The sequence below is a fragment of the Christiangramia fulva genome (assembly GCF_003024155.1).
In the GTDB taxonomy this organism is placed as follows: Bacteria; Bacteroidota; Bacteroidia; order Flavobacteriales; family Flavobacteriaceae; genus Christiangramia; species Christiangramia fulva.
Map to the genome: position 1 here is coordinate 333,017 of NZ_CP028136.1, position 21,687 is coordinate 354,703.

General features: G+C 40.0%; 17 protein-coding genes and 2 tRNA genes. 9 read left to right on the top strand and 10 right to left on the bottom strand.

Going from position 1 to position 21,687, the window contains the following annotated elements:
* Positions 1-62: 62 nt before the first annotated feature.
* Positions 63-767 carry a dipeptidase PepE gene (pepE, locus tag C7S20_RS01615; RefSeq protein ID WP_107010846.1) on the top strand — a complete coding sequence of 235 codons (705 nt, stop codon included), beginning with the start codon at positions 63-65 and terminating at the stop codon, positions 765-767.
* Complete coding sequence (locus tag C7S20_RS01620) at positions 767-1,681, top strand: glutaminase (protein WP_107010847.1); 915 nt, start codon at positions 767-769, stop codon at positions 1,679-1,681. The genes pepE and C7S20_RS01620 overlap by 1 nt, the downstream gene beginning before the upstream one ends.
* A 60-nt stretch (positions 1,682-1,741) precedes the next feature.
* Here the strand turns inward: C7S20_RS01620 and rpsT are convergent, their stop codons facing one another.
* From rpsT to proS, 4 genes are all read right to left on the bottom strand, one after another.
* A complete protein-coding gene (gene rpsT, locus C7S20_RS01625; protein ID WP_107010848.1) occupies positions 1,742-1,990 on the bottom strand; it encodes a 30S ribosomal protein S20 in 249 nt (82 codons plus the stop codon).
* 31 nt (positions 1,991-2,021) lie between these two features.
* Positions 2,022-2,093 (bottom strand) — tRNA-Glu (locus C7S20_RS01630).
* A gap of 67 nt (positions 2,094-2,160) precedes the next feature.
* Positions 2,161-2,232: transfer RNA gene (locus tag C7S20_RS01635), tRNA-Glu, on the bottom strand.
* A 79-nt stretch (positions 2,233-2,311) separates the two neighbouring features.
* On the bottom strand, positions 2,312-3,790 hold the full coding sequence (gene proS / locus C7S20_RS01640; protein ID WP_107010849.1) for a proline--tRNA ligase: 1,479 nt from the start codon (positions 3,788-3,790) through the stop codon (positions 2,312-2,314).
* Positions 3,791-3,900: 110 nt separating this feature from the next.
* Between proS and C7S20_RS01645 the strand changes: the two genes are divergently transcribed.
* Positions 3,901-4,992 carry a hypothetical protein gene (locus C7S20_RS01645; RefSeq protein WP_107010850.1) on the top strand — a complete coding sequence of 364 codons (1,092 nt, stop codon included), beginning with the start codon at positions 3,901-3,903 and terminating at the stop codon, positions 4,990-4,992.
* Positions 4,993-5,059: 67 nt separating this feature from the next.
* The gene (locus C7S20_RS01650) at positions 5,060-6,562 is read left to right on the top strand and encodes an OmpP1/FadL family transporter (protein ID WP_107010851.1); all 1,503 of its coding nucleotides are present in this window, start codon (positions 5,060-5,062) and stop codon (positions 6,560-6,562) included.
* Position 6,563: 1 nt separating this feature from the next.
* Here the strand turns inward: C7S20_RS01650 and C7S20_RS01655 are convergent, their stop codons facing one another.
* Complete coding sequence (locus tag C7S20_RS01655) at positions 6,564-8,393, bottom strand: T9SS type B sorting domain-containing protein (protein ID WP_107010852.1); 1,830 nt, start codon at positions 8,391-8,393, stop codon at positions 6,564-6,566.
* A gap of 147 nt (positions 8,394-8,540) precedes the next feature.
* On the opposite strand from C7S20_RS01655, the gene folE reads away from it, so the two are divergent.
* Genes folE through C7S20_RS01680 form a run of 5 tightly spaced genes read left to right on the top strand, consistent with a single transcriptional unit; the run spans position 8,541 to position 12,344 of the window.
* Positions 8,541-9,218 (top strand): GTP cyclohydrolase I FolE, encoded by a 678-nt coding sequence (gene folE, locus C7S20_RS01660; protein WP_107014056.1) that lies wholly within the window; start codon positions 8,541-8,543, stop codon positions 9,216-9,218.
* A 21-nt stretch (positions 9,219-9,239) separates the two neighbouring features.
* The gene (gene cysS / locus C7S20_RS01665; protein ID WP_107010853.1) at positions 9,240-10,724 is read left to right on the top strand and encodes a cysteine--tRNA ligase; all 1,485 of its coding nucleotides are present in this window, start codon (positions 9,240-9,242) and stop codon (positions 10,722-10,724) included.
* 3 nt (positions 10,725-10,727) lie between these two features.
* The gene (gene yidD, locus C7S20_RS01670; protein ID WP_193510785.1) at positions 10,728-10,967 is read left to right on the top strand and encodes a membrane protein insertion efficiency factor YidD; all 240 of its coding nucleotides are present in this window, start codon (positions 10,728-10,730) and stop codon (positions 10,965-10,967) included.
* A gap of 55 nt (positions 10,968-11,022) precedes the next feature.
* Positions 11,023-11,844, top strand: a complete 822-nt coding sequence (gene lgt, locus C7S20_RS01675; protein ID WP_107010854.1) for a prolipoprotein diacylglyceryl transferase — start codon at positions 11,023-11,025, stop codon at positions 11,842-11,844.
* A complete protein-coding gene (locus tag C7S20_RS01680) occupies positions 11,841-12,344 on the top strand; it encodes a DUF192 domain-containing protein (protein ID WP_107010855.1) in 504 nt (167 codons plus the stop codon). Before lgt ends, C7S20_RS01680 begins: the two co-directional genes overlap by 4 nt.
* An 83-nt stretch (positions 12,345-12,427) precedes the next feature.
* Here the strand turns inward: C7S20_RS01680 and secDF are convergent, their stop codons facing one another.
* The 5 genes from secDF to asnB all read right to left on the bottom strand — a co-directional run bounded on the left by secDF (position 12,428) and on the right by asnB (position 21,439).
* A complete protein-coding gene (gene secDF / locus C7S20_RS01685) occupies positions 12,428-15,439 on the bottom strand; it encodes a protein translocase subunit SecDF (RefSeq protein ID WP_107010856.1) in 3,012 nt (1,003 codons plus the stop codon).
* A gap of 165 nt (positions 15,440-15,604) precedes the next feature.
* Positions 15,605-16,531 (bottom strand): malate dehydrogenase, encoded by a 927-nt coding sequence (gene mdh / locus C7S20_RS01690; protein WP_107010857.1) that lies wholly within the window; start codon positions 16,529-16,531, stop codon positions 15,605-15,607.
* A 91-nt stretch (positions 16,532-16,622) separates the two neighbouring features.
* Positions 16,623-17,591 carry a DUF6588 family protein gene (locus C7S20_RS01695; protein ID WP_107010858.1) on the bottom strand — a complete coding sequence of 323 codons (969 nt, stop codon included), beginning with the start codon at positions 17,589-17,591 and terminating at the stop codon, positions 16,623-16,625.
* A gap of 117 nt (positions 17,592-17,708) precedes the next feature.
* A complete protein-coding gene (gene gyrB, locus C7S20_RS01700; protein WP_107010859.1) occupies positions 17,709-19,649 on the bottom strand; it encodes a DNA topoisomerase (ATP-hydrolyzing) subunit B in 1,941 nt (646 codons plus the stop codon).
* 179 nt (positions 19,650-19,828) lie between these two features.
* Positions 19,829-21,439 (bottom strand): asparagine synthase B, encoded by a 1,611-nt coding sequence (gene asnB, locus C7S20_RS01705; protein ID WP_107010860.1) that lies wholly within the window; start codon positions 21,437-21,439, stop codon positions 19,829-19,831.
* Positions 21,440-21,687 lie beyond the last annotated feature (248 nt).

Consider the following 21,687-nt stretch of genomic DNA (forward strand, 5'->3'; position numbering starts at 1 on the left):
AATTTCAAGAAACTTTTCTTTAATACCGCGATTCTCTAACTTTACTTCAAAATAAAAATATCATGAACGCTATACTGGCCAGCACTTCAACGCTTCATAATCAGGAATATCTGGAATACCTGCTTCCGCACCTGAAAGAACATTTTAAAAACTGTGACTTTGTGCTCTTTATTCCTTATGCGCGCCCGGGAGGGATTTCTCTGGACGAATATACGGCAAACGCCGCTAAAGCTTTTTCAAAGATCAACATTAAAATAAAAGGAATTCAGGAATTTGAGAATGCGGCGGAAGCAGTCCAAAAGGCGCCGGCGATATTTACCGGTGGCGGCAACACTTTTCTTCTGGTATCTGAACTCTACCGCAATAAAATAATGGATGAACTGCGTAAGGCAATTCAAAAAGGCACTCCCTACCTGGGCACAAGTGCAGGTACAAATATTGGCGGATTAAGTATGCAAACCACCAATGATATGCCCATTGTATATCCGCCTTCCTTCAAAACCTTGGGAATTGTTCCGTTTAATATCAATCCACATTATCTCGATCCAGACCCGAATTCCAAACATAAGGGCGAAACACGGGAAACGCGAATTAAAGAGTTTCACAGCTTAAATTCCCAACCCGTAGTGGGTTTACGTGAAGGCAGTTGGCTGGAGCTAAATGCTAATAAAGTTACGTTAAAGGGGGACCTGAAGGCGCGTATTTTTGAAAAGGATAAAGTACCTTACGAAGTTGAAACCGAAACCGACCTAAGCGACCTTAATTAATGGATTACCAGAAAATACTCGATACTATTTATAAGGAAATGAGTTACCGGGATGTAAAAGGCAAGGTTGCATCTTACATTCCCGAACTGGCCAAAATAGATCGTCGCAAATTTGGAATGCATGTTTACTGCGGAACAAATGATCACTTTCATTTTGGTGCCAGCGATGAAAAATTTTCGATACAGAGTATTTCTAAAGTTTTTACGCTTTCTATGGCCATGCAGATCATGGGGGAATCTCTCTGGGATAGGGTTTCAGTAGAACCTTCGGGGGATCCTTTCAATAGCTTAACGCAGTTGGAGAAAGAAAGCGGGATTCCCAGGAATCCGTTTATCAACGCGGGAGCTTTGGTAATTAGTGATATCCTGGTTGATCAGCTGAAAGATCCGAAAAAGGAATTACTGGAATTTGTAAGAAAAATAACCGGAGAAGATGATATTGATTATGACATGAATATCGCTTCTTCAGAAAAAAGCACAGGTTACCGAAATGTCGCCCTTGTCAATTATATCAAAGCCCTGGGCAATATCAAATGTGATGTGGAACCCATAGTGGATTTTTATTTTCACCAATGTTCACTGGCCATGTCCTGCAGGCAACTCGCAAAAGCTTTTATGATCTTCGCCAATCGCGGAAAGATTCTTGAAAATGGTACAAAAATTCTGAAACCCAAAACCGTAAAACGAATAAATGCGCTGATGCAGACCTGCGGATTTTATGATGAAGCGGGAGAATTCAGTTTCCAGGTAGGTTTACCGGGAAAAAGTGGAGTGGGCGGCGGAATTGTTGCGATACATCCCGATAATTATTCGGTGGCCGTTTGGAGTCCCATCCTTAATGAAAAGGGAAATTCAGAATTAGGAATGAAAGCCTTGGAAAGATTTACCACCCTTACGGGCGTTTCAGTTTTTTAAAAATAAAAAATGCCTTCCGCAAAAGCAGAAAGCATTCTTATAAATTGAACACTGCTAAAATTAAAGCGCTGCGACGTGCTTAGTCAGTTTTGACTTTAGGTTAGCAGCTTTATTATCGTGAATGATATTGTTCTTAGCCAATTTATCGATCATGGAAACTACAGAAGGAAGCATTCCTTCAGCCTCTTTTTTATCGGCTTCACGCAATTTTTTGATTGCGTTTCTGGTAGTTTTGTGCTGGTAGCGATTTCTGAGGCGTTTGCTCTCATTGCTACGGATCCTCTTCAACGCTGACTTATGATTTGCCATTACAATTACTTATTTAATAGTTTTTTTAAAGTAGTCCGTAGGGGAATCGAACCCCTGTTACCAGGATGAAAACCTGGCGTCCTAACCCCTAGACGAACGGACCATAATTTATTTCAAAATACAACCGAAGTTGTTATCACAAACACTTTTTTCAGTGTTACTTTCTCTAGTAGTCCGTAGGGGAATCGAACCCCTGTTACCAGGATGAAAACCTGGCGTCCTAACCCCTAGACGAACGGACCAATTTTTCTTTCAAATGCGGATGCAAAAATACAACTATTTTTTAATGCCACAAATGTTGCTTAAAATTTTTTAAAGTTTTTAATAAGCCTTTGCAAATAACACCCTGCGAGCCGAATCTTTACCAGTAAGGACACATTTTCCAGGCTCTTTAGGACCGTTAAAAGGAATACAGCGAATGGTTGCTTTGGTGAGCTCTTTTATACGATTTTCGGTTTCGGGAGTTCCATCCCAGTGGGCTGAAATAAAACCACCTTTTTCTTTTAGTACTTTCTTGAATTCATCAAAAGTATCTACCTCTGTAATATGCTCATCCCTGAACTTCCGGGCTTTCTCAAAAAGAGTATCCTGAATTTCGGTCATCAAAGCTTTTACTTTTTCAACAACCTCTTCTCTTTTTACAAATTCTTTGGTAAGCGTATCACGTCTTGCAAGCTCAACCGTACCTTTTTCAAGATCCTTTGGACCAAGGGCTAATCTTACCGGCACACCCTGTAATTCGTACTGGGCAAATTTCCAGCCTGGCTTTTGTGTATCACGATTGTCATATTTCACCGAAATTCCTGCGGCTTTCAGCTCCTGAACAAGCTCATTGGCTACTTCAGATATCTGCTTCAACTGTTCTTCGCCTTTATAAATAGGAACGATCACCACCTGAGTAGGAGCTAATTTAGGGGGAAGCACCAGTCCATTATCATCACTATGCGTCATGATAAGCGCACCCATGAGTCTTGTTGAAACGCCCCAGGATGTAGCCCAAACATGTTCAAGACCTCCTTCCTGTGTGGCAAATTTAACGTCAAAGGCTCTTGCGAAATTCTGACCCAAAAAATGGGATGTTCCTGCCTGCAACGCTTTTCCATCCTGCATGAGGGCTTCAATACAATAAGTTTCAAGAGCGCCCGCAAAACGTTCATTTTCGGTCTTAGCTCCCTTAATGACCGGAATCGCCATAAAATTTTCGGCGAATTCAGCGTAAATATCATTCATGAGCTCTGTTTCTTCCAGAGCTTCTTTTTTGGTAGCGTGAGCGGTATGACCTTCCTGCCAGAGAAATTCAGCTGTTCTTAAAAACAACCGGGTTCTCATCTCCCAGCGAACCACATTTGCCCATTGGTTGATCTTGATGGGAAGATCCCGGTACGACTGTATCCAGTTTTTATAGGTACTCCAAATTATAGCTTCAGAAGTAGGCCTTACCACGAGTTCTTCTTCCAGTTTGGCCTCGGGATCGACGATGAGTTTTCCCGGATTATCAGGATCATTTTTCAATCTGTAATGAGTGACCACTGCGCATTCTTTGGCAAAACCTTCAGCATTTTTCTCTTCAGCCTCAAATAAATGTTTAGGTACAAAAAGAGGAAAATAGGCATTTTCGTGTCCTGTTTCTTTGAACATCCTGTCCAGTTCGGCCTGCATTTTTTCCCATATGGCGAACCCGTAGGGTTTGATCACCATACATCCTCTTACAGCTGAATTTTCGGCCATATCAGCCTTTACTACCAGCTCATTATACCACCTGGAATAGTCTTCACTTCGCTTTGTTAGATTTTTACCCATTGTTTGTTATTTGGCATAAAACTTGTACCTTTTCAGAGTGTAATAACACGCTAAACTCGTCGGGCAAAACTAATTAAATTTATGATGCCCAACAATAAAAACGATTACCTATGAAAGTTTTTACATTTATAAAAAGGAACCTGGGCCTCCTCTTTGCACCGGCATTGATAATGGCATTAGCTTCCTGTAGTTCATACCAGTATTCTGGGTATGAAGCAGATGGAATTTATGGTCAATCCAGACCGGGTATTTGGGAACAACAGGAACAGCCGGAAAAACAGGAAGTAAAACCCAATAACAATAACACATACTATAAAAATCTTTTCGCGCAACAATCAGAAATGTATGGCGAAATTTTAGAGAGGGATATTTTCACCGATGTTGACAGTTATTCTTCCACTTCTTCTTATGGAAATTATGCTGAGGAAGATCAGGATGCTGATGGTATCGCTTATTCAGGAGGTTATGCCCCCTGGGGAAATGATCCCGACACTTATACCGTAAATATTTACAACAACGGTTTCTATAATCCATGGTATTATGGATACGGTTATGGTTATGGCTATTATGGATATGGCTATGGCTATCCCTATTATCCAGGATGGTATAGCCCTTATTCTCCATACTGGGGCGGATATTATAGCCCAATCGCCTATGGTTATTCACCTTTCTGGAACATTGGCTTTGGTTTTGGATACGGATATGCTTCTTATTACGGAGGTTATTATCCTTACTATAATTATTACAACCCTTATTACTATAATTACTACGGAAATAACAGGTTAGCTTATAGTGCTACCCGCAGAAGCGAGCCCGTAAGATACTATGATGGTGAAAGCAGAAGAAGTTCTGTTAATAATGCAAGAACCTCTTCATATTCTAGAAGTATTAGAGAAATAAGAAATTCCAGGACTTCCAGTGCAAGAAGCAGAAGCGGTAATGATAATTCGGCAAATATCTATTCTCGCACAAGTAGAAGAACTGAGGCTGCACCTTCTTATGATGCGGGCACCCACTCACGCTCCAGAACTTATCAATCAAGGAGTTCTTCAAACAATAATACCTACCGTTCTTCCGAGCCCAGAAGAAGTTCAATGCCAGCTACTACGCGAAGTTCTGCTCCCACCACAAGAAGCAGCGGAACAACCCGAAGCTCAGGCTCAAGCAGTAGAACTTCAAGAGGAGGCCGTGGAGGTCTTTAAAAAAATAATATAAATGAATAAAACCTTACAGATGGCTCTGTAAGGTTTTTTTATAAAATGAAATGCTATGAGAAAATTCTTTATACTTTTTATTTTCGTCGGAACAGCACAGCTTGCTTTAGCTCAGGATCTCCCTGATATTTATCGATATTCTTCAGAAGAGCTTTCTGGAACAGCACGTTATATTGGAATGAGCGGAGCTTTTGGAGCTCTTGGCGGTGATATGAGTGCAGTATCTATCAACCCAGCTTCTTCAGCAGTCTTTCTTAGCAGTAGCGCTAATATCACTCTGGGCTTTCGAGGAATAAAAAATGATATTTCATATTCGAATGGCAGAACAAGCAGCGATAATTCTACCACTGACTTAAGTAACCTTGGTGGCGTTTTTATCTTTAATAATACAAGCGGCGGAGATTTTAAAAAATTATCCCTGGCGATAAATTACCAAACTACCAGGACCTTTGATGAAAACTATATTGCCAGAGGAGTTTCTCAAAATTCCATTGACCAGTATTTTCTGAATTACGCCAATGGACTTCCTCTGAACCTTTTGCAACGTCCAAATGGAGAAAGCATAGACAAAACATACTCCAACCTGGGAGAAACTTACGGATTTGGTGCTCAACAGGCATTTTTAGGATATCAGGCTTACGTAATTGAAGCTGAAACGAACGATCCTGAAAATAGCTCTTATTATTCTTTAATTGATGCGGGAAATTTTGACCAGCGCTTCAATTATGCCGCGACAGGGCTTAACGGAAAATTATCTTTTAATATTGGAACACAATTTCAGGACTTCCTTTATCTGGGACTGAATTTGAATTCCCATTTTATAAATTATGAAAGCTCTGAAGAAATAAGTGAATTTAATGACAATCCGGAAAGTGAAACCACTGAAGTCTATTTTGGAAATAATCTTTCTACCAACGGGGATGGTTTTTCATTTCAGCTGGGAGGCATTTTTAAAGCAGATAACTGGAGGTTTGGAGTAAGTTATGATTCTCCAATCTGGTATAATATTCGGGAAGAAACCAGCCAGTACATTGAAACAAATAGCTATCAGGATGAATATGTCTCTATTGCCCCAAATGTTATAAACACCTATCCTGAATACCGTTTGCAAACCCCTTCTAAAATATCAGGAAGTCTGGCTTATCTTTTCGGGAAAAGCGGACTTATCAGCTTTGAATACGGCCTGAAGGATTACAGTTCCATGAAGCTTAAACCTGTAAACGATCCGAGTTTTGCTGTGATAAATCAGGATATTAATCAAAATATGCAGGCTTCTTCAAGTTATAAAATTGGTGGTGAGTATAGAGTTTCCCGCCTAAGCTTCAGGGCCGGTTACAGATTTGTTGAGAGTCCGTTTAAAAGCGATAATGGCACTGGAGATCTTACCGGTTATACTGCAGGTTTGGGATATGATTTTGGCAGCCTTTCTTTAAATGCCGCTTATAGCCTGGCAACTTATAAAGAAAAGGAACCCCTACTAAATACAGGATTAACCCAACCGGTCCTTCTTGACCGGGATCTATCCAAAGTGGTGATAAGCCTCAACTTTGGTTTGTAATTTATCTAATTAAGGAAAAGTTAGCAGAATAACTGCTGACTTTTCCTGTTTTTTCTTCTACAAACTCTATCCTGAACCAGTAATCATCAGCTGGGAGAGGCTTACCATTAAACGTTCCATCCCAACCTTTATTCCTTCCCAACTGCTTAAGCAGCTTCCCGTAACGATCAAAAATATATAAGCTTTTAATAGTTATCTGATCATTATTAAGGATTTTCCAGCTATCGTTATAACCGTCTGAATTCGGGCTAAAGTACCTTGGATAACCCACCAGAAAAATATTTTCGCTGGTTACAGCTCCACAGCCATGAATTTCTCTTGCAGAAATGCTATGATTCCCAGCGGCTACTTCCTTAAAAATATTGCTTTCCTGCCAGTTACCATCATCCAACCGATACGCATAAATAGCATCAGGATTAGGCTTCGCCTCTACTGTAGCAGCAGTAAGGGAATAACCATCTCCAAAATCAGAGCCTGCAACTTCTATGGTAAGATCTGCCGGGCTATAAATTTTCACAGGAAGTGTACTGAGATTTAGAGTACACCCAGTTATTTTATGCGTGATCTTTAAATCTATACTTCCCGAACCTGGAAAATCTGAAAGTGTAAGAATTGGCCCCTGCACCTGATTTCCATCGAAAGTCCATTCATATTCATAATCAGCGCCTAAATCTTTTCCTATTCTTACAGGGGCTATTAAATTATCATTCGCATCCAAACAGAAATAGGTCTTTTCATCCAAACTAAAATCGGGGAGGTTAAAAGAATCCATTTTAAAAGAAACTGAATTTGACAAACATCCCCCTTCGATATGTTTTACTCTGGCAAAAATTTCCTTGCCCGCTGTAAAAGGAAAACTATCAGGATTAGAAATTGGAATATTATTTTGAAGGTCCTCTTCATTTTGAAAATAAACCACTTCATATTCAGAAGGATTGGGATTAGGAGCAATTAAAGCCGGTGCATTGGTTGTTAGATCAACTGTTTCGGCAGTTTCATTACAAATAAAAACATCTGAAGCTTCACCAATTTCCGGAATATCGTAAAAAGTAACAGTAACCTCATCTTCCTCTTTATTTTCACCTAAGGCATCGGCAACAACGAGCTTATAATCACCAGATTCCGTAACTACCAATTGTGGCCCGTCAGCGCCGGGAATTTTTTCATACTGACCTGTAGCAGGATTCTTTTTGTACCACTCGTAACTGCCTGCTTCATCGGTATATCCGTTCAGTTCATATTCATCTGCTCCGCATACCGGAATAAAATCGCCTAAAGATTTATCAAGAATACTACAATCTGTAGAACCAAAACCTTCACCCGAATCCGTTTGCTGAAGACCAATGTACCCAGGCAACTTTTCAAAATTGGTAATAACAACTATATAAATCTCATTGGCCCTCGCTCCTGTGATCTGCATAGTTTCGACAGCATCAGGGAGGTAACTGCAGTCAACAATTTTATCTTCAGTTAAAGCATTACAAAAATCGTCTCCAACATTAAAGGGTCCCCACACCACAAAATCAACGTCCAGAGGGGATCCGGTAAGATCGGGGTTGGTATATTGTGAAATAGTAAAGGTTAGATCGCCGGGATCTTCTATTTGAAGATAAAACCAGGCCGGATAATACTGTTGTTCCAAACATCCATAGGCAGGGCCAACTTCACCGTTATCCTGGTTAGAGTTGGTAGAATTGGAGTTTGGAAAGGTTAGGCGCTGGTCTCCCGCGCAAAAAGGCTGAATATCCTTACATAGCGAACTTTGAGCAAAGACCGTATTCGAAAAAAGAAGACTTAAAAAAAGAAGTATACCTGGAAAAAGATTTCTCATTTCATATTTGTGAGAATATTAATGCAAAATATGAAATAATGATCATAATATAGAACAAGCCAATCATTTTGGCTACGGCTAAAACATTAGAAATTATGTATCTTTGCAAGCCAATGCAGTATACATCGACTATTAATGCAAAAACGCATGAAAATAGATAAAATTTTGAATGAAATCGAGGAAATGGGGGATGCCCATGCCGGAAGCAGTGCAGAAACGCCCATAAGAGATGACGCTTTTGAGAAAAGTGATATTGAAAAAATTGATCTTATAAAAGAAGACGTTCGACATATAATGGAAACCCTGGGGCTGGATCTTACCGATGACAGCCTTAAAGGAACACCAATGCGGGTAGCCAAAATGTTTGTAAATGAGATCTTCTCAGGTTTGCATCCAAAACGAAAGCCAAAAGCTTCTGTTTTCGAAAACAAGTACAAATATGGCGAAATGCTCGTGGAAAAGAATATTACTGTTTATTCTACCTGTGAACACCACCTTCTCCCCATTGTGGGAAAAGCTCATGTTGGATATATTTCTAACGGCACGGTTGTAGGCCTTTCAAAAATGAACAGGATAGTCGATTATTTTGCGAAACGGCCTCAGGTTCAGGAACGCATGACCATGCAGATTGTGCAGGAACTTCAAAATGTTCTTGGAACTGAAGATGTTGCCTGCGTGGTGGATGCAAAACACCTTTGTGTGAACAGCCGCGGAATTAGAGATATTGAAAGCAGTACCGTCACCAGCGAATTTGGCGGAAAATTCAAACAAAAAGATATTCGTAGAGAATTCCTCGATTATATTAAATTAGACACCAGCTTCTAATAATTCAAATTTTCAATTTACATGGCGCTTTACCAGGACCAAACCCTGAAACTTTATAATTCGATGAGCGGTGAAAAAGAAGTTTTCACCCCAATTAACGAAGGACATGTGGGAATGTATGTTTGCGGCCCTACAGTTTACAGCAATGTGCACCTTGGTAACTGCCGCACTTTTATTTCTTTTGACCTTGTCTTCAGGTATCTTAAACACCTGGGATATAAAGTGCGCTATGTCAGAAATATTACTGATGCCGGCCATTTAGAAAATGATGCCGACAGCGGGGAAGACAGAATTTCGAAAAAAGCAAGGCTGGAGCAGATCGAACCTATGGAAGTGGTTCAAAAATATACTGTTGATTTTCATAATACCTTACAGAAGTTCAATAACCTTCCACCAAGTATTGAACCTACTGCAACCGGGCATATTGTGGAGCAGATCGAGATCATCAAAACCATTTTAAAGAAAGGCTATGCTTATGAAGCCAACGGCTCGGTATATTTTGATGTCTTGAAGTTTAATAAAGATCATGCCTACGGTAAATTAAGCGGAAGAAGTATTGAAGATATGATCGCCAACACCCGCGAACTGGCTGCACAGAGCGATAAAAAAAATCCACAGGATTTTGCACTATGGAAAAAGGCCGAACCACAACATATCATGCGCTGGCCTTCCCCATGGAGCGATGGTTTTCCCGGCTGGCATTTGGAATGTACGGTGATGAGTACCAAATATCTGGGCGAAGAATTCGATATTCATGGCGGTGGTATGGATTTAAAATTCCCCCATCACGAATGTGAAATTGCCCAGGGAGAAGCTGCCTGCGGGAAATCGCCGGTCCATTACTGGCTGCACGCCAATATGCTTACCCTTAACGGTAAGAAAATGGCGAAAAGCACAGGAAATTTCATTTTACCGGAACAAATTTTTTCTGGAAAAAATGATATTCTTGCCAAAGCCTTTTCTCCAAATGTGGTAAGGTTTTTCATCTTACAGGCACATTATCGCAGTATACTTGATTTTTCTAGTGAAGCCCTCATGGGAAGTGAAAAGGGATTCAATCGTCTAATGGAGGCTTACCATTCTATAGATGAACTTCCGGAATCTACAAAAGATGATTTTAATCTTTCGGAGTGGAAACAGTCTTGCTATGATGCGATGAATGACGATTTTAACAGTCCTATTCTTATCGCCCGGTTATTTGATGCGGTAAAAGCAATTAATTCAGCTAAAGAAGGATCGACAAAAATTTCAAATTCAGGCAAAAAAGAGCTGAAGGAAAGCATGCAGTCCTTTATGTTCGAAATTTTAGGTTTACAGGATGCTTCAACTGAACAGGAAAACGGAACCGAAAAGCTTTCAGGTACTGTTGAATTGCTGATCAATTTAAGAGCCGAAGCCAGGAACAATAAAAATTTCGCGCTTAGTGATGAGATTCGTGACAGGCTTCAGGAAATCGGCATTCAACTTAAAGATGGTAAAGAAGGTACCACCTATTCAATTCAATAAAAAATGCTCAAAAAAGGACTGGTAAAAATATTAATTGCTTTGGTCCGGTTCTATCAGAAATTCATTTCACCGGTAACCCCTTCGAGCTGCCGATATTCTCCTACCTGCTCTTCGTATATGATAGAAGCCATTAAAATTCACGGCCCCTTGAAGGGTTTATGGCTGGGGATAAAGCGAATAGCCAGATGTCATCCCTGGGGAGGTCATGGTTATGACCCCGTTCCTTCAAAATCCAAATCATAAAATCCGGGAAACAAGCCGCAATTACGTATATTTACGGCTAAACAAAAATACAGGTATGTTTATCAATGCCATTCGCTGGAATCCTTCCGAAGGATTAGACCTCGGATTTTTTACCCTTCACTACTACAGCCTCATGTTTCTTATCGCTTTCGCACTTGGCTGGTACATCATGAAAAGAATTTATGTACACGAAAATATGGATATTGAACAGCTCGATTCCCTTTTCGTTTACACCGTTCTGGCCACTCTCATTGGAGCAAGATTGGGCCATGTTATCTTTTATGATTGGGATTATTTTCAGAATCATTTATTAGAAATCTTTCTACCGGTGAAATTTGAACCGGAATTTGAATTTACCGGTTTCAGAGGATTGGCGAGTCACGGTGCGGCAATAGGAATTATTGTTGCCATGTACCTCTATTCTCACCGCGTAATTCATAAACCGGTGCTTTGGATCCTGGATAGAATTGTAATTCCAGTCGCTTCAGGTGCCATATTTGTACGAATAGGAAATTTTATCAATTCTGAAATTATAGGAAAACCAACCCATTCAGATTACGGAGTCATTTTTGCCCAATTAGGGGAAGATTTTCCCCGACATCCGGCACAGTTATACGAATCTTTTTGTTACCTCCTTATCTTTTTAGGCTTATGGTTCCTTTACTGGAAAACTGACAAAAGATTTAAACGAGGCTATATTTTTGGGGTTTTCCTGGTGGCTTTATGGACCGTTCGCTTTTTTATCGAATTTATTAAAGAACCGCAGGTAGAAGAAAGAAGCACCTGGCTTCTTAATACTGGCCAATGGCTGAGTATCCCTTTTATACTTGCAGGATTTTATTTCATGTACCGTCCCAAGAGACAAAAGACTGTATGAGAAAAAATTTTATAAAACTTGCTTCTCTTTCGCTTATTCTGAACCTGTCTTTATCCTCCTGTAATGAAGGAAAAAAACAACAGAGTATTAAAACCGAACCTATTAGTTTTAAAAAGGAAGGTGAACTTTATCTATTAAAAAAAGAATCGGGAGATACTATTGAAAAGTTAGATATAGAAATTGCCGATACCGATTATGAACATGAAACCGGGCTTATGTACCGGGACAGCATGAAGGCAGACCGTGGAATGCTTTTTATTTACCCTTCGGAAGAACCCCGGTATTTTTACATGAAAAATACCTATATCCCGCTGGATATTATATATTATGATAAAGACAGTAGTTTGGTAAGCATTCAAAAAAATGCAGTCCCCCGAGATGAAACCTCCTTACCTTCTGAAGGTCCTTCTAGGTTTATACTTGAAGTAAATGCCGGTAAAGCTGATGAATGGAACCTGGAAAAAGGGGATAAGATAAATTTCCACCGAATAAAAGATTAAGGTTTATTAAAATTTTGGGGCATTAAAACTAAAAAGGCTTTCCGCGGGGAAAGCCTTTTTAATATTCTTATTTTATGATCTTATTATGCAGTCGCTTCAGCTTCTGCCTTTCTCTCAGAACTTTTCTTAAGCTTATCTTTATCCTCTTTTTTCACGCTATCGAACATAATTGGCGTCGCGATGAAAAGGGATGAATAAGTACCTACGATCACACCTACGATCAGTGCGAACATGAATCCGCGAATGCTTTCACCTCCAAAGATGAAAATCGCAAGCAGAACCACTAAGGTTGTCAGCGAGGTGTTCAACGTACGGCTTAAAGTGCTGTTGAGGGCATTATTTACGGTTCTTCTAAGGGTCCATGAAGAATGTTCGTTCACGTACTCCCTAATTCGGTCAAACACTACCACGGTATCGTTCAGCGAATAACCAATTACCGTTAGAATTGCAGCAATAAAAGCCTGATCGATCTCCATATTAAAAGGCATGATCTTGTAAAGTAATGAGAAAACGCCCAATACCACTAACACATCATGGAAAACGGCAACCACCGCTCCAAGGCTGAACTGCCATTTACGGAAACGCAACAGGATATACAGGAATACTACGATCAGCGAGCCAAGCACGGCCCAGAAAGACGCATTCTTAATATCATCGGCAATGGTAGCACCTACTTTCATAGACTCCATGACACCAACTGTTTTAGTATCCGATCCATTTATAAAATTATCATAAGTAAGATCTGAAGGCAGATAAGGTTGAAGTGCTTCAAATAATGAATGTTGAATTTCTTCATCAACCTGAGGACCTTCATCTTCTACACGGTATTTTGTAGTGATCTTTAACTGGTTATCGGGACCGTATGTTTTTGCCTCGGCACTTCCAAATTCTGCCACAAGGTCTTTTTGAACCTGTGTTGGATTAACGGCCTGATCAAATCGAACAGTATAAGTTCTACCACCTACAAAATCCACACCCTGGTTAAGACCCTGGAAAAACAGGGAACCAACACCAATAAGGATCAATATACCTGAAAATACATAGGCAGCTTTCCTCTTTTTAACGAAATCAATATTTACATTCGTAAAGAGGTTTTTTGTAATGGAAGTAGAAAAATCTATAGATTTTCCTTTTTTACCATAACCATCAATAAACAATCTGGTTATAAAAATTGCGGTAAAAAGGGAAGTTAAAATACCTATTAATAAGGTGGTGGCAAATCCTTTGATCGGACCTGTTCCCAGAATAAAAAGGATTAACCCGGTAAGTCCTGTAGTGATATTCGCATCAAGAATCGAAGAAAGTGCGTTACTGAAACCATCTTTAATGGCATCGCGCTGCATTTTACCTTTTGCCATTTCTTCCTTGATCCTTTCAAAGATAAGTACGTTCGCATCAACCGACATACCGATGGTCAAAACAATACCGGCAATACCTGGCAATGTTAAAACAGCTCCGAGGCCTGCGAGTACACCAAAAATGAAAAGGATGTTAACTACAAGGGCCACATCGGCAAAAAGTCCCGCTTTTCCATAGTAGAAGATCATCCATAGTAGAACCAGGATCAAAGCGATAATAAAGGAATTTATACCACTATCTATAGCTTCCTGTCCAAGGGACGGACCTACTACTTCACTTTGAATAATATCTGCAGAAGCCGGAAGTTTACCTGCACGCAAAACGTTAGCTAAATCCTGGCCCTCAGTAATACTAAAATCTCCTGTGATCTCACTACGTCCTCCTGAAATAGCTCCGGTAGAAACGCCCGGTGCAGAATAGACAATATTGTCAAGAACAATAGCGATTTGGCTTTGCTCCTGGTATGCCTTTCCGGTCATATCTTCCCATATCTTGGCACCGGTTCCGTCCATCTGCATACTTACAGCCACACGTCCTAACTGATCATAAGTTTGCTGGGCATCTGTAATTACACTACCACTCAATGGCGGTTGCATGGAACGATTTCCTTTTAAGGCATATAAAGAAGTTGTTTGCGTTTCGTCATCGGGAACTCCCCATACAAATTTAGCGTAACGCATATCTGAAGGAAGTAAAGAACGAATTTGTGGATTAGTAAGATAATCCATAACCTGGGCAGTATCCTTGACCTTAAAAGTAGCTATTACCGGCCCGTTTTGATAGCCTGGTGAAACTATGAGGTCAAACAAAGGGTTATTACCTTCCTTTACCTTGGTACTATCAGCGGCATCAGCCAGAAGTGCTTCGATTTCCTGATCTTCGGAAGCAGCTTTGGTTGTATCTGCAGCTTCTTCAGTTTTGGAATTCTCATTCTTCTGCATTTGAGCCAGCTTCTGATTGGCCTGAGCCAGGAAGCTGCTAAATCTTTGTCCCTTGTAAACATGCCAGAACTCCAGTTGGGCTGTACTTTGAAGCAGATTCTTGACCCTGCTGATATCTTTGGCCCCAGGCAATTCTACAAGGATACGTCCCGAAGTTCCCAAACGCTGAATGTTTGGCTGGGTAACACCAAATTTATCGATACGTTTTCTTAAAACTTCAAATGCTGAAGTGATAGACTCATCAATCTTCCTGCGAATGATAGGCTCCACCTGTTCATTGGTCATGTTATAATTGATAACATCACTTAAAGTTTTGTTTCCAAAAATATCGGGAGAGGCTAATTTAGCATCCGGAATTTTATTGAAAGCATTAAAGAAAAGATCAACATAATTTTCCTGACTGTTTTTCTGTGCTTCATCTGCTTCGGCAAGCGCTTTTCTGAAAGCAGGATCATTAGAATCATTCGCAAGCCCACTAAGGATATCTCTAACCGAAATTTGAAGGATAACATTAATACCTCCTTTAAGGTCAAGACCTTTATTTAGTTCTTTTTCTTTAGCTTCCCCGTAGGTGATTCCGGCAATGATTTCTTCATTTGCCATAGAATCTAAATACTGGGCCTCAACAGCATCGCGACGCTCTGAATAATTATCTACGTTAGTACTGATTTTGCGGGCCGCGTAATCTTCAGCCTCAGTCTCTACCTCAGTTGTAATAAAGGTAAAGGACAACTGATAAATACATACCAGCCCAAACAAAATAGCAAAAACTTTAATCAGTCCTTTATTCTGCATTATTCCTCAAATTATTGATTATAGGTCTATTTTTAAAACGGACAAATATAGGGCTTCAAAATTCAAATCCCAATATTTTTTTTTGGATAATTTTAACTTTTTAATCCATCAAAAAAGCCACTAAAACTGTGGCTTTTCAAGATATTTTTAAATCATTTTTAAAGATTAAACATCCAGTAAACCATTGGTTTTTCTCACGCCTTCAGCACTTTCCTGCATTTTATTCTTTTCTGCGTCATTTAACTGGATTTCAACGATCTTTTCAAGTCCGTTTTTGCCTAATATTACAGGTACTCCAATACAAAGATCGCTTAACCCGTATTCACCATCTAAAAGGGCTGAACATGGGAACATTTTTTTCTGGTCACACGCAATTGCCTGCACCAGCCCAGATACTGCTGCACCCGGAGCATACCAGGCGCTGGTTCCCAAAAGCTTTGTGAGGGTTGCTCCTCCCACTTTGGTATCTTCAGAAACCTGGTTCAATCTCTCTTCTGAAAGAAATGCGGTTACGGGAACACTATTTCTTGTAGCAAGGCGGGTAAGCGGAACCATTCCGGTATCGCTGTGACCTCCAATGACCATTCCATCAACATCAGAAGGAGGACAGCCCAGAGCTTCAGAAAGTCGATATTTGAAACGTGCACTGTCAAGCGCGCCTCCCATTCCTATGATTTTATTTTTGGGAAGGCCGGTGCTTTTATGAACCAGATAGGTCATTGTATCCATCGGATTACTTACCACGATAAGGGTAACATCTGGCGAATGCTTAATAAGATTGCTTGAGACTTCCTTTACGATCCCGGCATTTATTCCTATTAATTCTTCGCGAGTCATACCTGGTTTTCTGGGAATTCCACTGGTAATAACAGCGATATCGCTATTGGCGGTTTTGGAATAGTCATTTGTACTTCCGGTAATTTTGGTGTCAAAACCGTTTAAAGTAGCAGTTTGCATAAGGTCCATCGCTTTACCTTCAGCAACACCTTCTTTTATGTCAAGAAGAACTACTTCAGAAGCAAAATTTTTAATGGCAACATATTCTGCACAACTTGCGCCCACGGCACCTGCGCCTACAATGGTAACTTTCATTTTATATAAGAGATTTTGAATTAATTTATACTGCTTACGAAATTACGAATTATGAGGCAGTATTAATAATAAGTATGGTATAAATGCACGTTTACAGAATAAAATGAAGGCCTAAGTTTACGTTAAAGAATTTTCCGGCAGTGGCCATGGTACTTATTTTAAAACGGGTAAAATATAGATTAAAACCTATATCTCCTTTAAATTGTGCTTCATTATCACTTAAGGCAGTTAATTCCTGGTTTATCAAAGGGAGGCCAAAACCACTACCATCGAATCTATAATCAAAGTTGGATTTTGCCACTCCCAAGGCCCCGAAGATTTCAAAACTTTCATATCGCTTAGATGCTAATAATTCTCCCATGATCATATCAGCATCAACATTAATAAGATTAAGGGTAACCACATCTGGGACCGCAACTGGATTAAATCCATATTTCACATTGAAGATATTATACGAAATAACGGCTGCGAGTTGTAAATCTTCTTTTCTGTTAAAGCGAAAATACTGACTGAAATTATGTTTTATCGCTATTCCATACGTGCTGAATTTTGATCCATCTACCTCAAGCTCAGGAAGGGCTCTCACTCCTACTTCTGTCTCAAAAGGCAATCCGACAGAAACCTGGGCAAAAGGATAAAAAAGAGCTCCTTTATCTATACCTTCTATGGCGTCGAAGCTAAAATCCTGCCCCATCACATTACCCGAAAATTTAACATTTGAAGTTGACCCAAAAGCTGTTGGGACTACAGCCGCATTAGCACCATCATTAATCTGTAATAATTTTAAATTAGAAGCACTAACGGTAAATTCCTTTTTACTGGGGGGCACAAAAAGTGCATTTCCATGGAAGGACACATCGACCTTCCATAAATCGAGAGATTTTGCCGAAGTGAACCAACCAGCCGTTCCCTGGTAAGCAGCACTATTAGAAGCCGGAGCCGCAAAACCGTCTGCAATATAAAGCATATCATCAACAAAATCATTCACATCCTGCTGGGCATAAGTTGTTCCGGAAAGACATACGAATGCCATGATTAAAAAATTGGTTATCTTTTTCACAGTGATTTGGTTTTAAGTTTCAAAAATAAAAAAATATGCAGGGCCTTTAAGTTTATTAACGTAAAAACCCACACAAATAATGTGTGGGTCTTTTAATGAATTTATTTGAAATTGGGATCAGGCATCAATATTTGCATATTTAGCATTACGCTCAATAAAATCACGCCTTGGCGGAACCTCATCTCCCATAAGCATAGAGAAAATCCTGTCGGCCTCTCCACTGTTATCAATGTTTACCTGACGCAGTTTTCTATGTTCAGGATCCATAGTGGTATCCCAAAGTTGCTCTGCGTTCATTTCCCCAAGACCTTTATATCGCTGAATCTGAACTCCACCGCTATAGCTTTCGGCTATTTCATCGCGTTCTTTTTCATTCCACGCATAGCGCTTTTTACTTCCTTTTTTAACAAGATATAAAGGAGGTGTTGCAATATAAATATGTCCATTCTCGATTAATTCCTTCATATAACGGAAAAAGAAGGTGAGAATAAGTGTTTCAATATGACTTCCATCAACATCGGCATCACACATGATCACGATTTTGTGGTAACGGAGCTTTGAAAGGTTCAACGCCTTACTATCTTCTTCAGTACCAATAGTAACACCCAGTGCGGTATAAATATTTTTGATCTCCTCGTTATCGAAAACACGGTGTGACATCGCTTTTTCAACATTCAGGATCTTACCCCGAAGCGGAAGAATAGCCTGAAAATTACGGTCACGTCCCTGCTTAGCTGTTCCACCCGCGGAGTCACCCTCGACGAGGAAAACCTCGCATTTTGTTGGATCCTGTTCGGAACAATCTGATAATTTCCCGGGTAATCCACCAACACTCATGGCCGTTTTTCGCTGAACCATTTCACGGGCTTTTTTCGCAGCATTTCGTGCCTGCGCAGCAAGTATCACTTTTTGAACAATGATTTTAGCATCATTCGGATTTTCTTCCAGGTAATTTTCCAGCATTTCTGAAACCGCCTGTGAAACAGCCGAAGTCACTTCCCTGTTTCCTAATTTGGTTTTTGTCTGACCTTCAAATTGAGGCTCAGCAACTTTTACTGAAATAATAGCGGTAAGACCTTCCCGAAAATCATCCCCGGTAATTTCAAATTTCACCTTATCAAGCAAGCCGGAGGCATCAGCATATTTCTTTAAAGTGGTGGTCAAACCTCTTCTAAAACCTGAAAGGTGCGTTCCCCCTTCATGAGTGTTAATGTTATTCACATACGAATGAAGGTTCTCATTGAATGAAGTATTGTAAACCATGGCAACTTCCACGGGAATTTCATTCTTCTCCCCTTCCATTGAAATAACATCGCCAATGATCGGCTCACGGTTTCCGTCTAAAAAGCGGATAAATTCCTTTAAACCTTCATCAGAATAAAAGCGCTCTTTTACGAATTCGCCGTCATCTTCTTTTCGTCTTTTATCGGTAAGGACTATCTCAATTCCCTTATTTAAAAAGGAAAGTTCCCTCATCCTGCTGGCGAGCGTATCAAAACTATACTCAAGCGTTTGTTGAAAAATGGAAGGATCTGGCTTGAAGGTAACAATAGTACCGCTCAGATCGGTTTTTCCCACAGGTTTTACGGGATAAAGAGGTTTTCCCAATTCGTATTCCTGCTCCCATATCTGGCCTTCACGGTAAACAGTCGCTTTTAAATGTGAAGAAAGTGCATTCACACAACTAACTCCAACACCGTGCAAACCACCCGAAACCTTATAACTGTCTTTATCGAATTTACCCCCGGCACCGATCTTGGTCATAACCACTTCCAGTGCGGAAACCCCTTCTTTTTTGTGAAGGTCGATAGGGATCCCCCTACCGTTATCTTCTACGGTAACAGAATTATCTTCGTTTATATCTACTTTTATTCTATCACAGTGACCGGCAAGTGCCTCATCGATAGAGTTATCAACAACCTCATATACCAGATGATGAAGCCCGCGAACACCAGTGTCACCAATATACATTGAAGGACGCATTCGTACGTGCTCCATTCCCTCCAACGCCTGTATACTATCGGCTGAATAGTTATTTTTCTTAACTTCTTCGCTCATAAAATTTGCTAATTATTTTCGTCTCTTTTGGATAACGAACAAATATAGTAATTCGCATTTTTTTAACAGGTCAAAGAAGTTTGTCGAAGCCTTAAGTTATCAACAAATTATGTGGAAAAAGCCCAGATCGTTTTAAGAAAATCTTCACGATCTGGGCTGCACAAAAAACATAGCTTAATTCAAATTTTCTGTAGCACCTTTTTAAGTCCAGGAGCAACGTGAGTTTCGTTGGCTCTTCCTGAAGGATCCAGGTCTTTCTGCCATTTTGGAATCCATCTTTTTACCGTTTTGGCAGCAGATTCCTGAGGGAAATGTTTTTCGAATAAAGTTCTGTAAAAATAAGCTTCCTTGGTCGCTGGTGTGTTCACCGGAAATTTTTCTTCCGCTGTTGCCATTTGAAGGTCGCTCACCTGACTTTCGGCATATTCAATTAACTGATCGATCCAGCTGTAACCTACGCCATCACTAAACTGCTCTTTTTGCCTCCAAAGAACTTCTTCAGGAAGGAAAGGCTCGTCAGGAGTGTCAAAAGCTTTTCTCAGAATATATTTCTCAACGCCATCATAAGTGGTTGGCATTTTTTCTTCAGGAACTATTTCCATAGCTGTTTTCAAAAACTGTTTATCAAGGAACGGAACCCGAGCCTCAAGGCCGTGGGCCATTGTTGATTTATCAGCCCTTAAACAATCGGCAGTCGCTAATCGCTGAACCCTCCTGATTGTTTCTTTCTGAAAATCTACTGCAGAAGGCGCATTTTTAAAATAAAGGTACCCTCCGAAGATCTCATCAGAACCTTCTCCTGAAAGAACCACTTTAATTCCTTTATCTGCAATTGCTTTAGAAAGGAAATACATTGGGGTACTTGCACGAATAGAAGTCACATCGTAGGTCTCCAGATGCCATACGAGTTTTTCCAGGATCTCGATTCCTTCCTCTACAGTAAAGAAAACCTCCGTATGCTCGGTTCCCAGAAAATCGGCTACTTTTCTCGCAGCGATCAGGTCAGGCGCATCAGCATCCAGACCAATAGAGAAAGAATGTAGTTTTTGACCGGAATCTTTGATCAACCTTGCAGCGATAGAAGAAGTCAGCGATGAATCCAGACCGCCGCTTAGCAAAACTCCCAGTGGCACATCGGCCATTAAACGTTTTTTGGTCGCCTGGATAAGACTTTCCCGAAGTTTTTTAAGATCGGCAGGCTGAACGGCTTTTTCAGATTCGAACCATTCAGGCTGATAATATCTTACAAATCCGGTTTTTGGAGTATAATAATGTCCGGGAGGAAAAGCAGCAAAATCTTTACAATGATCGGCAAGTGCTTTCATCTCACTGGCAAACCAAATCGCTCCGGCTTCATCAGTTCCGTAATAAAGTGGTTTAACACCTATCGGATCTCTTCCGGCAATAAAATCATCACCATCAATAACAACAAAAGAGAAAACTCCGTCCAGCATATCTACAAAATCATAACCGTATTTCTCATAAAGGTGAACGATAACTTCAGAATCGCTGGTAGTTCTAAAAGTGTGATCTTTTAATTCATTATTTTGTAAAGTCTCGTGGTTATAGATTTCACCATTATGGATCATCCAGGCTGAGCTGGTTCCCTGAATAGGCTGAATCCCAGTTGTTAAATCTACAATAGAAAGACGCTCGTGCGCTAACACATGCCCTCCCTCAGTAATAATCATTCCGCTTTCATCAGGACCTCTGTGAGACATTCTCTTAGACAGGCTTCCTATTTTGGCCTGGTCAAGATCCTTTCCGATAACTGCTAAAATTCCACACATGACTTTTATGTTTTTTATAATTTCAATACAAATATGTACTGATACTTATCTTTATAAAACACAACTATCTACAATGCTTACATTAATAAATTAAAAAAATAACATTCGATACTTTATTAAACATGATCAGTATTTATTACAGCAATTTTCTTTCAGTTATAAAAAACCTAATAATTTTAACAACCTGTAAGCATTATTTTAACAATTGTAGTCTTTACCTTCACTTATATTTATTGAAACTCTAAAAT

What these genes read in the sequence shown, in the direction of transcription:
- mdh (WP_107010857.1), bottom strand. Translation starts at nt 16,531, where the DNA reads ATGAAAGTTACCATTGTAGGCGCAGGTGCCGTGGGCGCAAGTTGTGCA.
- secDF (WP_107010856.1), bottom strand. Translation starts at nt 15,439, where the DNA reads ATGCAGAATAAAGGACTGATTAAAGTTTTTGCTATTTTGTTTGGGCTG.
- C7S20_RS01620 (WP_107010847.1), top strand. Translation starts at nt 767, where the DNA reads ATGGATTACCAGAAAATACTCGATACTATTTATAAGGAAATGAGTTAC.
- C7S20_RS01650 (WP_107010851.1), top strand. Translation starts at nt 5,060, where the DNA reads ATGAGAAAATTCTTTATACTTTTTATTTTCGTCGGAACAGCACAGCTT.
- asnB (WP_107010860.1), bottom strand. Translation starts at nt 21,439, where the DNA reads ATGTGTGGAATTTTAGCAGTTATCGGAAAGGATCTTGACCAGGCCAAA.
- C7S20_RS01680 (WP_107010855.1), top strand. Translation starts at nt 11,841, where the DNA reads ATGAGAAAAAATTTTATAAAACTTGCTTCTCTTTCGCTTATTCTGAAC.
- yidD (WP_193510785.1), top strand. Translation starts at nt 10,728, where the DNA reads ATGCTCAAAAAAGGACTGGTAAAAATATTAATTGCTTTGGTCCGGTTC.
- lgt (WP_107010854.1), top strand. Translation starts at nt 11,023, where the DNA reads ATGTTTATCAATGCCATTCGCTGGAATCCTTCCGAAGGATTAGACCTC.
- proS (WP_107010849.1), bottom strand. Translation starts at nt 3,790, where the DNA reads ATGGGTAAAAATCTAACAAAGCGAAGTGAAGACTATTCCAGGTGGTAT.
- C7S20_RS01645 (WP_107010850.1), top strand. Translation starts at nt 3,901, where the DNA reads ATGAAAGTTTTTACATTTATAAAAAGGAACCTGGGCCTCCTCTTTGCA.
- cysS (WP_107010853.1), top strand. Translation starts at nt 9,240, where the DNA reads ATGGCGCTTTACCAGGACCAAACCCTGAAACTTTATAATTCGATGAGC.
- pepE (WP_107010846.1), top strand. Translation starts at nt 63, where the DNA reads ATGAACGCTATACTGGCCAGCACTTCAACGCTTCATAATCAGGAATAT.
- C7S20_RS01655 (WP_107010852.1), bottom strand. Translation starts at nt 8,393, where the DNA reads ATGAGAAATCTTTTTCCAGGTATACTTCTTTTTTTAAGTCTTCTTTTT.
- rpsT (WP_107010848.1), bottom strand. Translation starts at nt 1,990, where the DNA reads ATGGCAAATCATAAGTCAGCGTTGAAGAGGATCCGTAGCAATGAGAGC.
- gyrB (WP_107010859.1), bottom strand. Translation starts at nt 19,649, where the DNA reads ATGAGCGAAGAAGTTAAGAAAAATAACTATTCAGCCGATAGTATACAG.
- folE (WP_107014056.1), top strand. Translation starts at nt 8,541, where the DNA reads ATGAAAATAGATAAAATTTTGAATGAAATCGAGGAAATGGGGGATGCC.